14 protein-coding genes are annotated in these 16,931 nt (G+C 31.6%); 3 read left to right on the top strand and 11 right to left on the bottom strand.

The genetic code is table 11. The annotated features are described in order from the left end of the window. The 4 genes from Q0049_RS02300 to Q0049_RS02285 form a co-directional block, all read right to left on the bottom strand. A partial coding sequence (locus Q0049_RS02300) for an Ig-like domain-containing protein (protein WP_298116114.1) occupies positions 1-3,708 on the bottom strand: 3,708 nt, incomplete at its 3' end. A gap of 212 nt (positions 3,709-3,920) precedes the next feature. After that, positions 3,921-4,556, bottom strand: a complete 636-nt coding sequence (locus tag Q0049_RS02295) for a response regulator transcription factor (RefSeq protein WP_298116111.1) — start codon at positions 4,554-4,556, stop codon at positions 3,921-3,923. Between the two features lie 2 nt (positions 4,557-4,558). Further along, positions 4,559-5,194 (bottom strand): response regulator transcription factor, encoded by a 636-nt coding sequence (locus Q0049_RS02290; RefSeq protein WP_298116109.1) that lies wholly within the window; start codon positions 5,192-5,194, stop codon positions 4,559-4,561. A gap of 125 nt (positions 5,195-5,319) precedes the next feature. Continuing rightward, a complete protein-coding gene (locus tag Q0049_RS02285; RefSeq protein WP_298116107.1) occupies positions 5,320-6,174 on the bottom strand; it encodes a Two component regulator three Y domain protein in 855 nt (284 codons plus the stop codon). A gap of 170 nt (positions 6,175-6,344) precedes the next feature. Here Q0049_RS02285 and Q0049_RS02280 point away from each other — a divergent pair, with 170 nt between their 5' ends. Together Q0049_RS02280 and Q0049_RS02275 are read left to right on the top strand one after the other, a co-directional pair. Then, positions 6,345-6,821: a DUF1761 domain-containing protein gene (locus Q0049_RS02280; RefSeq protein ID WP_298116105.1), complete on the top strand. Its 477-nt coding sequence runs from the start codon at positions 6,345-6,347 to the stop codon at positions 6,819-6,821. Between the two features lie 54 nt (positions 6,822-6,875). Next, positions 6,876-8,021: a GNAT family N-acetyltransferase gene (locus tag Q0049_RS02275; protein WP_298116103.1), complete on the top strand. Its 1,146-nt coding sequence runs from the start codon at positions 6,876-6,878 to the stop codon at positions 8,019-8,021. Between the two features lie 205 nt (positions 8,022-8,226). Here the strand turns inward: Q0049_RS02275 and Q0049_RS02270 are convergent, their stop codons facing one another. Both Q0049_RS02270 and Q0049_RS02265 read right to left on the bottom strand, forming a co-directional pair. Continuing rightward, positions 8,227-8,610 (bottom strand): DUF4345 domain-containing protein, encoded by a 384-nt coding sequence (locus tag Q0049_RS02270; RefSeq protein WP_298116101.1) that lies wholly within the window; start codon positions 8,608-8,610, stop codon positions 8,227-8,229. Between the two features lie 5 nt (positions 8,611-8,615). Further along, positions 8,616-10,523, bottom strand: a complete 1,908-nt coding sequence (locus Q0049_RS02265; RefSeq protein WP_298116098.1) for an ABC-F family ATP-binding cassette domain-containing protein — start codon at positions 10,521-10,523, stop codon at positions 8,616-8,618. A 140-nt stretch (positions 10,524-10,663) separates the two neighbouring features. Between Q0049_RS02265 and Q0049_RS02260 the strand changes: the two genes are divergently transcribed. Continuing rightward, positions 10,664-11,050, top strand: coding sequence for a DUF983 domain-containing protein (locus tag Q0049_RS02260; RefSeq protein ID WP_298116096.1), 387 nt, complete (start codon positions 10,664-10,666; stop codon positions 11,048-11,050). On the opposite strand, the gene Q0049_RS02255 is transcribed toward Q0049_RS02260, so the two are convergent. From Q0049_RS02255 to gldK, 5 genes are all read right to left on the bottom strand, one after another. Next, positions 11,013-12,080, bottom strand: coding sequence for an FAD-binding oxidoreductase (locus tag Q0049_RS02255; RefSeq protein ID WP_298116094.1), 1,068 nt, complete (start codon positions 12,078-12,080; stop codon positions 11,013-11,015). The genes Q0049_RS02260 and Q0049_RS02255 overlap by 38 nt on opposite strands. Before the next feature lie 93 nt (positions 12,081-12,173). Beyond that, the gene (gldN, locus tag Q0049_RS02250) at positions 12,174-13,088 is read right to left on the bottom strand and encodes a gliding motility protein GldN (protein ID WP_298116092.1); all 915 of its coding nucleotides are present in this window, start codon (positions 13,086-13,088) and stop codon (positions 12,174-12,176) included. Between the two features lie 50 nt (positions 13,089-13,138). Next, positions 13,139-14,674, bottom strand: a complete 1,536-nt coding sequence (gene gldM, locus Q0049_RS02245; protein ID WP_298116091.1) for a gliding motility protein GldM — start codon at positions 14,672-14,674, stop codon at positions 13,139-13,141. 54 nt (positions 14,675-14,728) lie between these two features. Next, positions 14,729-15,376, bottom strand: coding sequence for a gliding motility protein GldL (gldL, locus tag Q0049_RS02240; protein WP_298116089.1), 648 nt, complete (start codon positions 15,374-15,376; stop codon positions 14,729-14,731). 49 nt (positions 15,377-15,425) lie between these two features. Then, positions 15,426-16,832: a gliding motility lipoprotein GldK gene (gldK, locus tag Q0049_RS02235; protein ID WP_298116086.1), complete on the bottom strand. Its 1,407-nt coding sequence runs from the start codon at positions 16,830-16,832 to the stop codon at positions 15,426-15,428. Positions 16,833-16,931: the final 99 nt, after the last annotated feature.

Below are 16,931 nucleotides of genomic sequence, written 5' to 3'. Positions count from 1 at the left end.
TAAAGGAGTTGTTGGATCTAAGTCAATACTTGCAGTATTAATTGTTCCATCAATATCCGTATCACCTGTTGATGCTAATATATTTACGTTAGTATCGTACGGTGTACTTGCTGTATCATTATCTGCAACTGGTGGATTGTTTGCAACTGTTACAGTTAATGTAGCAATATTTGAATTTGCTCCATTGTTATCTTCGATAGTATAATTTACTGGTGTAGTTGTTCCACTGAATGTTGGTAATGGATCAAATGTTACTGTTCCATCTGCATTTGCAGTATATGTTCCTTCTCCTGGAACTGTAAACGTTGTATCGTTTGTTAATGGAGTTGTTGGATCTAAATCAATACTTGCAGTATTAATTGTTCCATCAATATCCGTATCACCTGTTGATGCTAAAATGTTTACGTTAGTATCATATGGTGTACTTGCTGAATCATTATCTGCAACAGGTGGATTGTTTGCAACTGTTACTGTTAATGTAGCAATATTTGAATTTGCTCCATTGTTATCCTCAATAGTATAATTTACTGGTGTAGTTGTTCCACTGAATGTCGGTAACGGATCAAATGTCACCGTTCCATCTGCATTTGCAGTATATGTTCCTTCTCCTGGAACGGTAAATGTAGTATCGTTTGTTAATGGAGTTGTTGGATCTAAATCAATACTTGCTAAATTGATAGTTCCATCTGTATCTGTATCACCTGTTGATGCTAAAATGTTTACGTTAGTATCGTATGGTGTATTTGCTGTGTCATTATCTGCAACTGGCGGCACGTTAACTACACAAGCTGAAGATACAGCGCTATTTGTAGCATTTGCGTAAGAACCTGTATAAGTTGCAGCAGGTAAATTTACTGTACCATTTGGGTTAGTTGGAGCAACTGCTCCACCTGTTTGTCCAAATTGTTGTCCTGAAGCTGCACTTGTATTATTGTTATAATATTCGTTAGAATCCGAACAACCATCACCATCAGAATCTAAATCGACTGCATTACTATATCCATCAAGGTCAGCATCTGCACATAAAGGTTCATATTCAAAAACAAAATAAAGTCTATCTAATGTTTGTGCAGAATTTGTTGGTACACCCAAATAATTTAATTGAGTCGCTGTAAACTGATAATCAGATACGTATCCATTTATTTTAATTGTACCAGAATTTTCTCCTGTTGCACAATTAGTCATAGCAGTTGGATTAACGTTTCCTAAATTACCATGAACAAAAGTTGTTCCAGTTGTAGAAAAATTAGGATCTGAACTTACTGTTGTAAAAGTATCTCCACCTTGTAAAGCCCAAGAAGAACTTGTTACCCTTTGCTGTAAACCAATAGGTTGTGTACCTCCAATTCCTGAAACATGTAATATGGGATTATATAAACTTCTAGGTGTTGTACCTGCAGCATTAAAATATTCAACTGTCATATTTGCTGAAGTTGAAGCTCCAGAACCAGCACCAGTTAAAAATGTTAGAGCATTAGTACCTGTAATAGCTGTACCTGTTCTTGTAGAAAAATTAGAACAAGTAGCATCAATATTTGCGTTAAATAATCCTGCTCCTAAATCCCAAAAATTTGCATAGTCAGATAAAGTGACACGAATGCTCAAATCATTTGTAGTATCAACATATCTGTATACTCCTGTTGACGGATTTGTCCATGTTAACGTTTTAGCTGAATTACAAAGTTCTGCAGTATCTAGAATTCCATCATTATCATCATCTAAGTCTGCAGTATCTCCAATACCATCACCATCAAAATCTGGTTGAGGAATCGGCGTTACTGTTGAAGTATTATTAGTTAAAGTTGGATCTTCCTGACTTCCTGAAATTGTAGCAGTATTTGCATAAGAACCAGTTGTATTAACAGTAGCAACAATTTGTATTGATGCATTTGCACCACTTGCTAAAGCTCCAACATTCCAATTTCCTGTAACTGAGTTATAGTTACCTCCAGAGTTATCACTTTGATAAGTATATCCTGAAGGTAATAAATCGTTAACTACTGTTGGATTACTTGGTGCTGGTCCTGCATTTGATGCTGTTAATGTGAAAGTTATATTAGTTCCAACAACTGGTGTTGCAGAACTAGCAACTTTAGTAACACTCAAATCAGCACAACCTAATACAATATTAAGATTTGTAGCATTTGAAGCATAACCCCAACCCCATGTGTTTAGAATTCTAACATTTCCAAAGTCATCACATTGAAAGCCTGTAGTTTCGTTGTTTGGTGCAGTTGCTGGTACTGAAGGCGCAACAACAGCTTGTGTTGGATTACCATCACCACTCCATGCACGAGCAGGAGAAACTGTCCCAACTAATGAATTATTAATACCTCCAGTAGTAATATTATTCGCGTTTTCAGCAGTATTATCACAATCCGTTGCAACTGCCGCTGCTGGAAGCGTTGTTAATGTGCTATCATCCCAAAACATTACAGCGTTCGGTACAGATACGGGTGAAACTAAGGAAACATCAAAACCATTTTTATTAATTTCAGCATCATATAAAGGAAGATTAAAACGTCCTTTTTGAAAAGTTAATGCTAAATTTATATTTGTCCCAGGTGCTACTGCAACACCTAAACCATTTAATCCATCCCATGAAATATCATTATTACCAGCCAAGACATCTAAATCTTCTAATAATCTATCTGCACCTGGTGATTGATATCCTGCAACTCCATCTAAGTTTAATAATAATTTTACATCTCCGGGCTCGGAAACGTTATAATGAATTGTATATGGACCACATCCCGTAACAGATGGTGTTAAAAATGTAGGATTAACAGGCACTGCACTAACTGGGAAGACGACTGGGTCAGGAACATTGATAAAAACCTTATATCCATTAGATAAAGCTGGTGTTGAAGCAGAGTATACTGAACGTCTTGTTGTTGTCCACACACCTGGCGTTACACCATATTTATTTACTGCAACATTAAAAGCAATAGGCTTAAATCCTGCATTGAATTCTATTTTTACAATTGTTTGGTCATCAGTATATGCATGAAAGGTTGGATTAGCTGTAGCATTAACATCTACAACTAAAGCACCATCTGCCGCAGCAAAACTCCATTTATCTGAATATACTCTACCATTGTGTTTAGTAAAAGCTCCTGAATTATTAGCTACTGTAAAATCAAAAAGTCCTAAAAAGACACGACCAGCAGCTGTAGTTATTGGTGTATTACCATCAGTAGTACTACTTCTATACACAGAGATAAAATATTCGCCATCAGCTGTTGGATTAAAAACAAAAGGATTATAACCTGTTGTTACACCTCCAATATTTGGCCCTACTAACGCCGCAGCGTGACCATCTATTGTTCCAACTGAACCAACAGCAGGATTCCAAACACCTTGTTGAACAACAACTGTTGGAGCAGCTGAACTGTAAATTCTATAAAAAACAACATTAGCTCCTAATCTTGGACTTGGTGCCGTGTTGATATATCCACGAGCATCAAAACCAAAATAAAAATTTTCGGTAGCATTGTTGTTAATGTAAAATTTAACACGGTTATCATCTGGCGCACCTACATAAGGTCCAGATGTAATATCTGGCGCAGATAACAATCCTGTTATGTTTGCCGCATTAGGAGAAAGAGTAGGCGTTCCTTCTGCAAAAACATTTAAGGATAGTAAAGCAAAAAATAAAACAAATAGCGTTTTGAAGCTATTTATCTTCGATAAAGTAAAATTTCGCATACTTAGGTATGATTTGGTTAAAAAAATTCAATTATATATAAAGCTATTCACACATAGCTATAATTTTCCGCAAAAATAGTTAAAATTAACTTAACAATATTATGTTAAAGTTAAAAATTTAATAGAACTAATACTACAAAGTTAACACATCAATAAACTCAATACATTAACTCATAAATCGTTATATTATATACATTAATTTATATTCATTCTTAATTAACATCTACTTTAAATAACTTTGATAAAGCAACAATATTATTAACATCTAATTTTTCAAAAATTCTTATTTTATAGGTACTCACAGTTGACATTTGAATATTAAGTCTATTTGCAATTTCTAAATTGCCTGAACCTTCAATTAACATCTTCGCCACTTCAAATTCTCTATTTGATAATCTATCTATTGGATTAGATTTTGTTTTATTAACCTTTATTTTTTTTAGTTTTTCTTTTACGTTTGAACTGTAATAACTTCCTGTTTTCAATGTACTGTGTATTGCCTCAACAAGGGTAGCTTCTGAACAATCTTTATTTAAAAAACCATCTGCTCCATTTTTAATATATCTTGCTCCATATAACTCTTCTTCATGACAGGAGAAGACCAAAATCTTAATATCTTTTTTATGTTTTCGGATATTTTCCATAATTTTTATATCCTCAAAACCATTAATTATCACATCTAAAACAACTAAATCAATAGCAACTATTTTAATAATTTCAATGGCTTCTGTATAATTTTCAGCAAAATAAACGTTTGCATTTGGATAACTCTCATTAATAATTAACTCAATTCCTTTTCTAACTACAAGATAGTCATCAACTACTAATATATTCAAGTAAGACTCCATAACTATTGATTATCAGATTTAAACAATTCAGATAAAGCAACCACATTATTAACATCTAACTTTTCAAACAATCGATTTTTATAGGTACTAACGGTTGACATTTGGATATTCAACTTATTTGAGATCTCTAAATTACCATAACCATTAATCAACAACTGCGCAATTTCAAATTCTCTATTCGATAAAATATCAATCGATACATTTGAACTTCTTTTCTTGCCTTTTTCATTTAATTTTTCCTTTATTTCATTACTATGAAAAACACCCTTCGAAAGAATTTCATTAACAGCATTTAAAATAATGTCTTCAGAACAAAATTTATTCAAATAACCATCAGCTCCATTTTGAATATACCTCAAACCATACTGACTTTCATCGTGAGAAGAGAAAATCAAGATTTTAACTTGACTTTGAATCGCTTTAATCTCTTTCATAATTTTGATATTTTCAGTACCATTAATATTAATGTCTAATAATATCAAGTCAATATTGATTGTTTTTAAAATTTCTTTAGCTTGATCATAATCCTCAGCATTGTATATCGTTGCATTTTGAATATTTGCATTCAAAATCATTTCAACCCCTTTTCTAACTACTAAATGGTCATCAACCAAAAGAATGTTTTTACCCAATTTCATAGACTAATTGTGTTATTCAGGTGCATTTATTTGCACTTTGACGATTCAAATATAAAAAAATACCGAACAAACACAAAAAAACCTTAATCTTCAAAAGATTAAGGCTAAATTTATTTTGTTATAAATTATTCTTCAGAAACAATTGCTTTGTCTTTATCCATTTCTATTTTCAAAGCTGAAGCTACTCCATATTCATTAACCATAGTCATGTTTAACACATCTTTTTGAGATAATTTTCTTGAAACAAAACCATTAAAATTATTATAAGAAATATTCATTTCTTTTAAATTATTTAACTTTTCTAAATCAAAAGGAACTTGACCATTCATATTGTTATCAAACAAACTTAAATTTTCTAAAGCAATTAAGTTGGCAATATCATTACTTAAACTTCCAGTAATTTTATTACTATTCAACTGTAAAACTTTTAATGATTTTACTTCAAATAATTCTGAAGGTATTTCACCTGTTATTTGATTATTGTATAACGATAAAACCTCTAACTTTTTAAGATTTTTAATTTCTGATGGAATTGATCCTGATAAATTATTCATAAACAACTCAACTGTTTTTAAAGAAGTTGCATTGCAAACTTCAGCAAACAAGGAACCTGACAATTTGTTAAAAGAAACATTTAAAACCTCAAGTGATTTCATGTTTCCAATGGATTTTGGCAACTCACCAATAATAGAATTTTGAAATAAAATCAAACTTTTTAAATTCACTAAATCAGAAATAACAACTGGTAAAGTACCTGATAAATTGTTACTTGACAAATCAATTGCTACAACTTTATCATTTACAACTTTAACTCCATACCAAGTTGAAACCGATGAATTTAAATCCCATTTGATATTCCATTGACTTCCATTAGTTGATTTATTCAATTCAATTAATGCATTCTTCTCTGAAACAGAAACTTCAGCAAAAGCTGTTGTTGATAAAAAAGTAATAACTAAAAAAGTAAAAATTGATTTCATATTCATTAAATTTCTTATTTCAAAAATATGTTAAAACATCGTTTAAAAACAAAAATATTCGACGAAATGCAAAATAAAAATAAAAAATGCGGTTTTTTGTATTTTTTTACCTACAAAGTATAATAAAAAAAATTATTATATTTGTAATCTAACCAATAAATATTTTAATTATGCCTTTTAATTTTTATGCAGTATTAGTTGCTGCCTTTTCAAGTTTTATTGTGGGTTTTATTTGGTACAACCCTAAAGTTTTTGGAACAATCTGGATGAATGAAACCGGAATGACTGAAGAAAAAGCCCAAAAAGGAAACATGGCGAAAATCTTTGGATTGACTTTTGTTTTTTCATTTATGTTAGCATTCATGATGCCTGTTTTAGTTATTCACCAAATGGGAGTTTTCGGATTAGTTGGTGGAAATGAAACAGATCCATTATTTGTATCCATAATGGAAACACATGGTGATACTTTTAGAAGTTTTAAACATGGTGCTTTTCATGGCTTGTTAACAAGTTTATTTATAGCACTTCCTGTAATAGCAACTAATTGTTTGTTTGAGCAAAAAACATTTAAATACGCTGCAATAACGGCTGGTTATTGGATGGTTGTAATGACCATTATGGGTGCCATTATTTGTGGTTGGAAATAATTTAACATTTATTTACAAATGCATCGCTCTACTTTTGTGGAGCGATTTTTTATTATGAAAGGACACATATTTAAAATATACAACCACATTAAAGAACTTCCAAATAATTGGGATAATGTGGCTATTTCTAATATTTTTCTTCAAACTCAATACTTAGAGGTTCTCGAAAAATCAGCTCCAACGAATATGCAATGTTTTTATATTGGAATATTTGAAAATCAAGAACTTATAGGTGTTTCTTTAGCCCAATATTTAGATTTGAATAAATTAGAATCATTTGGTGAAAGAGATAAATGTTTTAAGACTTTGATTAGGAATTTTATATTTAAAAACTTTGCTTCTCACACCTTGTTTATTGGTAATAACATGATTACTGGTCAAAACGGATATGCCTTTTCTAAAGAAATTGATTTTGAACACATCAGTGAGATTTTAATGGAATCTGCAAAAGAAATTACTACTTATTTTAAGAATAAAAAGATTAAAATTCATTTGGTTTCGTTCAAGGATTTCTACAATAATTGTGCAGTTGAATTAAAAAAATATAGTTTATTTAATACCTACGAGTTTAACACACAACCTAATATGATTTTCTATTTAGACAAGAAATGGAAAACTACAGAAGATTATGTGAACTCATTTTCTAAAAAATATCGTGATCAATACAAACGAGCTCACAAAAAGTTTGACGGAATACAAGTTAAAGAATTGACATTAGAAGAAGTTGTTTTGCATGAAGATACTCTTTATGATTTGTATCATTATGTTGCAAAAAATGCTCCTTTCAACACCTTCTTTTTAGCAAAAAATCATTTTTCTACTTTGAAGAAACAATGCCAAAGTAATTTTTTGCTTTTTGGCTATTTTTTAAATGATAAATTGGTTGGATTTCACACTATCTTGCTCAATGGTAACGTTTTAGAAACCTACTTTTTAGGTTATGATTCGCAAGTTCAAAAAGAAAATATGTTGTATTTGAACATGCTTTACAACATGACGGAATATGGCATTGAAAATGGTTTTGAAAAAATTATTTTTGGTAGAACGGCTTTAGAAATAAAGAGTTCTATTGGTGCAACTCCTGTAAACATGTCTGGATTCATCTATCACAACAATAAATTGATAAACAAATACATAGACTATATTTTTAAGAAATTAGAACCTGAAGTGGAATGGCAAATGAGACATCCGTTTAAGTAGCATCGGGTTTCGGGTTGCGCACTTCGACATGCTCAGTTTGACAGTTGTGGGTTTTAGCCCAGATAGTAATGGAAAGCTTTTCATTGAAGAATGCTATTTTTTGTTGTGCTAAAAAAGCGACCAACGGAAGCTCTTTTTAGTGCTTACAAAAAAAGAATTATTAATGAAAACTTGTAATGGAAAGCTGGACTAGCTTCAAATAAAATTATTTGATTTTTTGATTTTTGAATTGATAAAAAGCATAAAAACCTAAAATTAATTCTCCAATAGTTCCCAATAAAAATAGCGTTGACGGAATTCCATCAAAAAGCAAGCTTATGATTCTTCCGATTGCTAAACCAAACATAAAGAGAAAGTTTGAAATTGTTGCTGTTTGCCAAAGTTTTTCAGTTGTAATTCCGATAAACCATAAGGACGAAAAAGCAATGTAAAGTCCCATGATTGCTTTATAAATATTGAATTCATCAATAGTTATTAATTTTACATCAAACCATAAATTTGGTTTAAATCCATACACAAATGCAACCGTAGTAACAATTAAAATTGATATGGTTAGATGCAGATTTGATGGTTTTAAAAATTTGTTCATATAAATTATAAACTATCTAGTTCGCCTTGAACTACTTCCCAATCTTCTAGAAGTTTATCTAATTCGGCTTTTTTCTTATTGTAAGCTATGAAAAAATTGGCATCTTCAAGATGTTTATCATAATTAGAAGCCAAGGCTTTATCATCATTTTGAATGTCTTTTTCCAATTGTTGTATTTGACTTTCAATTTTACTAAGACGATTTTGAAGTGACTTATTTTTCTTTTGATCTTCGTATGAGATTTTAGTGTTTTCTTTAGGAGTTTCTTTTTTAATAATGTCTTTTTTCTCTACTTCGCGCATATTTTCCATGTTGCGTTGTTCCAAGAAAAAGTTGATATCGCCAAGATACTCTTTGATTTTTTGGTCTTTAAATTCGTAAACAATATTAGACATTCCTTGCAAGAAATCTCTATCGTGAGAAACAAGCAAAAGCGTTCCTTCATACTTTTGAAGTGCAGCTTTTAGTACGTTTTTTGATTTAATATCCAAGTGATTTGTTGGCTCATCCATCACCAAAACATTGATTGGCTGAAGCAATAATTTACACAATGCCAATCGGTTACGTTCTCCTCCAGAAAGTACTTTTACTTTCTTTTCTACATCATCACCACGAAATAAAAACGAACCTAACATATCTCTAACTTTAGAGCGATTGGTGTCGGTTGCTGCATCTTCCATAGTTTGTAATAGTGTAATTTCTCCATCAAGATATTCAGCTTGATTTTGAGCAAAATAACCTACTTGAACGTTATGCCCAAGTTTGATTTCGCCTTGGTATTCAAACTCGTTAACAATAGCTTTAATAAAAGTAGATTTTCCTTGACCATTTTGACCTACGAAAGCTATTTTACTTCCTCTTTCAACCAACAAAGAAATGTCTTTTAGAATGACTTTATCGCCATAAGCTTTGGTAACATTTTCAGCTTCAACAACCACTCTTCCCGGAACTTTTGACACTGGAAAAGAGATATTCATAACCGAATTATCGTCTTCATCTACTTCTATACGTTCCACTTTATCCAATTTTTTAATCAATGATTGCGCCATGGAAGCTTTAGATGCTTTGGCACGAAATTTCTCGATTAACTTCTCGGTTTCTTCAATTTTCTTAGCCTGATTTTTTTGAGTTGCCAATTGTTTTTCACGAATTTCGTGACGCAATTCTAGATATTCAGAATAAGGTTTGTTGAAATCGTAGGCTTTTCCTAAAGATATTTCGATAGTACGATTAGTAACATTATCAAGAAACATTTTATCGTGCGAAACGATTACTACAACACCAGGAAAATTCCTCAAGAAACCTTCTAACCAGATGATACTTTCAATATCCAAGTGGTTTGTTGGCTCATCAAGAAGTAAAATATCATTAGATTGTAATAACAACTTCGCTAATTCGATACGCATTCTCCAACCTCCAGAAAATGTATCAGTTTGATCATTAAAAACTTCTCTTTTGAATCCTAATCCTAATAATATTTTTTCAGTATCTCCAACATAATTATAACCGCCAAGTAATTCAAAACGATGGGTATAATCTGATAAATCTTCAATTATTTGACCATATTCCTCACTTTCATAATCAGTTCTTGTAACTAAAAGATGATTAATTTCCTCAAGCTTTTTTTCTACATGTTTAATTTCTGTAAATGCTTCATAAGCTTCTTCGAGAACTGTTCTTCCGTGTTCAAAATCGATATCTTGACGTAGGAAACCCATTTTAATTTCCTTTTCAGTAGCAATTTGTCCTGAATCGGGTTTGAAATCTCCTGCTAAAATTTTAAGCATTGTAGATTTTCCAGCACCATTTTTCCCAACAAGTCCTACTCTATCTCCAGAACCTAAACGAAAAGTTACTTCTTCAAAAAGATAAGAACCACCAAAAGAAACCGATAAATTGTGAATATTAAGCATTTTAAAGTTTAAGAGTTTATAGATTTAGAGTTTACAAGTTTTGAAAAAGAAAACTCAAATCTCCTAATTAATTTAATTATTGTAATATTTGTTACATAAGCCAAAGTACAAAAATGTACCTTTGCTGAAAATTTTTGCAAATGTTAAAAAAAGGAAGCACATTAAATAGTATTTTAACAGGAACTTGTCCAAAATGTCATGAAGAAAGCATGTATGTGGAAAAAAACCCATACAAATTGAACACTTTATATAAAATGCATGAAACTTGTAGCCACTGCAAAACTAGATATCAAATAGAACCGTCATTTTTTTATGGTGCTATGTATGTTGGATATGGTTTGACTGTTGCAATTGGTATAGCTATTTTTGTAACCTTAAATGTGATATTTAATGTTGCTGTTTTACCAACATTTATTTCAATAATTGTTGGAATAGTTTTATTAACTCCAGTAACTTCGAGAATAGCACGAAATATTTATATCAATATGTTTATTCATTATGATAAGGATTGGAAGCAAAAGCTTTAAACCTTTTAATATCAACATAAGGATTTAGTTCATCCTGTTTTTCTATATGATTGAATAACATTTTTGCCATTGCAGGCGCAAGCATTACACCTCTTGTTCCCAATCCATTTAGTACAAATAAGTTTTTGTAAATTGGATGAGCGCCAAGCATAGGCCTTCTGTCTTTAACCGTAGGGCGAACTCCCGCATGGTGTTCGATAATTTCAAAATCGCAAGTGATTAATTCTTTAAGATTATCGATTAATTCTTTTTTCCCAGCTTCTGTTGGAATATTTGTTTTGTCTTCCCAATTGTAAGTTGCCCCAACTTTATATAAATCATTTCCTACCGGTAAAATAAAAATCGAAGATTTCACAATTACATCCAAATTCAATTTAGGCGCTTTAATAAGTAATAATTCACCTTTAGTTCCATCTAGTGGTAATTTATTAAAAAATGGATTTAAAAGCATTCCAAATCCTTCAGCAAAGACAATGTTTTTAGCTTTAAAATTTTTGTAAGTAACAAATTCGTTGTTGATAATTAAATCAGTATAATTAAATGTTTCCTCATGAAAACATTCCTTTGAAATTAAATAGTGTTGATACGAATTAACTAATAAACTTGTATCCACATATCCAGAATATAAAACTTCACCAAAATTATGAGGAGAAGGAATTGCCTCCCATTTTTTTGTAATGAGATTAGTTGATAAAAACTTAGAAAGATTTGGTTTATCAGAAGCTGTGAACCAATTATTTTGCTCTTCAACTGAATAAAACTTTCTTAACAAAGGCATTCTATAATCAAATTTTAAAGTTAATTTTTTTTCAAGTTCACTATAAAATTCTGTTAAGATACCAAGTTGTTCAGATGCTTGCCAAACCTCACTAAATCTTTTTAATATAACAGGATTATATAATCCTCCAGCAATAATAGAAGAGTTTTGAGAAGTATCACTAATTACTAATATATTTTTGTCATTATTTAGAGCTGTTTCAGCAAATGCAATTCCAGCAAGACCTGAACCAACAATTATATAATCAAGCATATTTCAATGTTTATAAAATGTAAAGATAAATATTGTGTATAAAAAAACTCTTACCTTTCGATAAGAGTTTTTTTTATTGTTTTGAAAAACTAATTAGTAGTTCCACATGTCTTGTTCAAAATTACGAATCTTCTCTTTAACTCTCTCAGATTCTAACAACTGCATTTGAGCGTTATCTTTCATATAATCTTCAATAGTTCTATCACCGTAAACATTTTCTTCTTTATAAATTACACCATTAAAACGGCGTGAATTTAATAAATGGTCAAACGTAATTGGCATAGCAGAGTTTTTATCATTGAAAGCTTTTGCTTCATGAAGCACATCTCTTACTGAAGGAAAATAAACCCAAAATAATTCAATTGCATCTGTGTTTCCTTTTGCTTTATCACGAGCTTCAGTAGCAATTGGGCAAATAGCTAAAAGACGGTATTTTAATTCACTTTGACGTTTGTCAAAGTACCAAAAACCTTTAATCTTATAACCTGAAACATCTGCAGCAGATAATTCAGTAACATTGATATACTCATCAGATAAAACTTTTCTACCAGACTTATAGTCATCATAATAGTTATTGAATTCATCCTTACCAGCATCAGTGGTATCCTTAAATTTGAATACTGATTCAATATCAGCTAAAGATTTTTTTGCATTAAAATAATCATCACCATAAACTTCAGTAATTTTACCTGATTTAATACCGTTTAAAAGAACTTGAAAAAGTGATCTTCTCTCTTTTCCTACAAAGGCAGTATCAACAGGGTAGTACAAAGGAAAATTAACTCTTTCATCAAGATCAATTAATTCCCAAGTAGTCTTACCCATCAAAACGTCTCTATCATGAACATATCCATAAGGAAGAGGCTTATCATTATCAGATAATAATTGAGCTGCTGTTTTCTTTCCAATTTCATCTGGAGTTTTAGCATTCAATAAATTTGATTGTGCAAAAGAAGCATAACTTCCTACTACACTAAAAACAACTAATAAAAGGTTTTTCAATTTCATATTATTATTCTTTGTTATTTAAGTAATCAGATAACGACAAACTTAAATTTTTATTGTATTTCGTAGATTGCAGGAGCTGCAGTTTTGGTAGCGATATTAGCACCTACGACTCTTGTTTTGATGTCAGAAATTGTAATTTGATCACCAGCTTTTGCTCTTGCTAAAGCAGCTTTACATCTTCCATCAACTCTATTTCCATTTACTACAATTGACGCTTGTCCTGGAACTTTAAGAGCAAATTGAGTAACTTCAAAATTCAAATCATACAAGAAATCATTTAATTTAGCAGAGATAGTTGAAGATTCTAAACGCGACTTAGCACCTTTTTGAACACCTGTTGTTCCACCAATTGCACCTTCTGGAGCTGGAATATTTTTGATTCTAAATACTTTTTTATCAGAAACTGATTTTCCGTCAGCCATTTTTCCTGTAGCAACAACAGTCACCTCAGTACCTTGACCAGGATTTAAGTTATATTTACCTTTTCCTCCAGCTGAAGACATTCCTGGAGCAGAAGCAGTAACATTATTATCACTAATACCTGCAAACGAAACAGTAATTGGATTTGGTAAACCTCTATAAACTACGTTCATTTTATCAGCAGAAATATTAGCTGAATTTGGACGAGGTACAACAACATATTTACCTTGGAATTTTAATGGAATTGTTTTACCATCTTCAACGAATGTAAATTGACCACCAATATTTTGCTCACCAACTCCACCAGCTGTTAAAGATATAACTGCTTGCCCATTAACTAATTTTCCTGGACCTTGGAATGAAGTAGGCTTAGTATTTTCATCATAACGACCTAAAACAACTTTACCTGTTACTTGTTCACCTTGGAAATAAGCATTTTTATCTAAAACAACAATTGCTTGATAATTGCTGTAAGAAGCTGCTTGAACAGCTGCTTTTCCAAGTGCAGCACTAATTACATCAGATTCAGCTTTCTTTGAATCATTTTGCCATGATGTCAATTTAGCTAACGAAGCAATCGCAGGAAATCCTTTAAAATGATAATCCAAATAATCAATTTTAATTCCTTCTTTATTTACAACTTGAGAAACATCAAATTTCTTATTTACTTCATTTAGTATTGCAGAATATTTTTTTTCACTTCCTAAAGCTGCTTTCATTTCTGACTTGTATGATTCAATTGCAGCAACAACTTCTTTTCCTCTTGCAGTATAACCATCACCTGTAAACCAGCTATGATCTAAATTATCCGCTTTATCCATTGATTCATAAGGCAATTTTCCATCCTCTGATTCAACACCTTTAAGAACTTCAGCTTTTAGAGTTCCTACAAAATCGTAGAATTTTTTTGTAGCGGCTTCTACTTTGTGAGCAGTTCCAGCAGCAACAGCAAATTCTCCTTTAGCTTCAGTAGCTTTTGTATCTAAAGCCAACATCATCTGTTCGTTAGTTGCTTTAGCCGATTCATTTGCTCCTTCAAATTTTTCATTCATCAAACCGAAAGCCGAAAGGACTTCTTTTGACATGTTCATTGCCAACATTGCGATGAAAACCAAGTACATCAGGTTAATCATCTTCTGTCTAGGGGTTAATTTTCCTCCTGCCATTTTTTCTAATTAGTTTTAATTGTTAATTTAATAAAATATAGTTAAAAAAACTAATTATCCTTTGTTGCTCATTGCAGAAAGCATTCCACCATATACATTATTTAATGTAGACAAATTAGAAGTTAAAGACTGCATTTGGTCTTTCAATTTTAGATTGTTTTCAGCAACTTCATTATTGATTTGAGCGTTTCTTTCAGCGCTTTGTAATTGTGCTTGGTATAAACTATTTAATGTTTCCATTTGAGCCGCAGCTTTAGTCATCTCTTCAGCATATTTCTTTTGTCCAGCCATAGCATCAACAGTAGGAGAAATAGATTTAGCAGCACCTTCAAAATTTTTGATGCTATTTCCTAAGCTTGCCATCAACTCACCGTCAATTTTAGCTTCTTTCAACATGTTGTCTAATTTTTGAGATAGTAAACCTTGAGCTTCTTTTGGATCTTCTTTTTTAGCTGTTTTTTCTTTTGCTTGACCTCCAGCTAATTCTGGGTAAACTAATGACCAATCTAATTCTGCTGGCGGCGCTTCAAAAGCTGAAATTGCGAAAATTAAAGCTTCTGTAACTAATCCAACTGTTAACATAACAGTTCCTGTTAAAGGTCCAATTTCGAAGTGAGCAATTTTAAATAACGCTCCAATGATTACAATTGCTGCTCCCATACCGTAAGCAAAGTTCATAACTTTAGGTGACAATAATCCCATAATAATAATTTTTAGTTAGTTAAGTTAATATAATTTAGTTAGTTAAATTTTAAAGTTTTACTCTTTTTCCGTTTCCAGTGGTTTGAGTTCCCATGTAATCTTGAACAGTTCTGAAACCAATGTAACTTCTAGCAGTATCTTGATATTCAAAATCTCTTGTTCCAACTTGTAGGAAGTAAGAAACATCTTTCCATGACCCACCTCTTACAACTTTACGTTGATTTGTTAAGTCAGAAACATTTGGATTCATTGTTGAAACATACTCATAAGCAGCAGCATCATAAGACGAATCTGTCCACTCAGCAACGTTTCCTGACATATTGTATAGATTGTATCTATTAGGTTCAAATGATTTTGCTTCTACTGTATATAAAGCTTGATCTGCAGCATAATCTCCACGATTTGGTTTAAAATTAGCCATAAAACAACCTCTGTCATTTTTAGTGTAAGGTCCACCCCAAGGATAGTTACCTGATTCTAAACCACCACGAGCAGCATACTCCCACTCAGCTTCTGTAGGTAAACGGAATGAGTTCACTAAATCTCTTCCTTTTTTCTTAGATTTGATGTACGTATTTTTGTTTAAAGTTCTCCATGCACAAAATGCTTTTGCTTGTTTCCAATTAACCCCAACTACAGGATAATCTCCATAAGCTTGGTGCCAAAAGTAGTCATTATGCATTGGCTCATTATAAGAATAGTTAAAATCTTTAATCCAAACAGTTGTATCAGGATAAACCGGTTGTTGCTCTGTTTTAATAAACTGACTTCTTTTACCTTTTTTAGCCTTTGCAGCTGCTTGAATATCCATCCAAGAGTAACGGAACTTCAATTTGTTTACATCAATAGTTCTTAAACCATTATATGCTTCTGCAGCAGGCAAATACATTGAATCCATTACCTCAACATAATATTCGTCTGGATATTTTTTTGTATCTGTTATAAGTTTAACTTTTTTGTTAAGTCTTCTTCCTGCAAACTCATCATCTTCTGTACCAACACTATAATAGTTTTCGTACATGTATTTATCATAAGGAGTCATTTTAGCTGGATCTTGGTCTGCAAAAGCGAAATCTCCAATGCTACCTGCATTTTTACCACCTTTACCTGAACCTGGTTTTTGACCAACTTCTTCAGCTAGCTTTGCTAAATTAACTCTAATAATAGAATCTTTAGTCCATTCAACGAATTGACGATACTCACTATTAGTGATTTCCGTTTCATCCATGTAGAATGATCTAACAGTAACAGTTTTAGTTGGTGCATCTTGAACATTAGCTAAATCATCATCTGATTTACCCATGATATAAGCTCCACCAGGAATTAATGTCATTCCGTATGGTTTTTCTGGATGCCACTTTCTACCTTTAACTCCTACTAATTCACCTTTATCTCCGGTCTTACCGCAGCTAACCATAAGGGTTAAAACAGATGCAAATGCAATGAACTTCTTCATATAAATTTGGGTTAATTATATATTCTTATTTTTGAGGGCGTAAACCTATCCATTATTTTTGAAAAAAACAATTATTTATTTCTTAAAATTTCAATTGAT

The organism is Flavobacterium sp. (assembly GCF_027484205.1).
Classification (GTDB): Bacteria; Bacteroidota; Bacteroidia; order Flavobacteriales; family Flavobacteriaceae; genus Flavobacterium.
The sequence above is the reverse complement of the archived record's forward strand: the minus strand, read 5'-3'. Positions and strand labels throughout refer to the sequence as shown.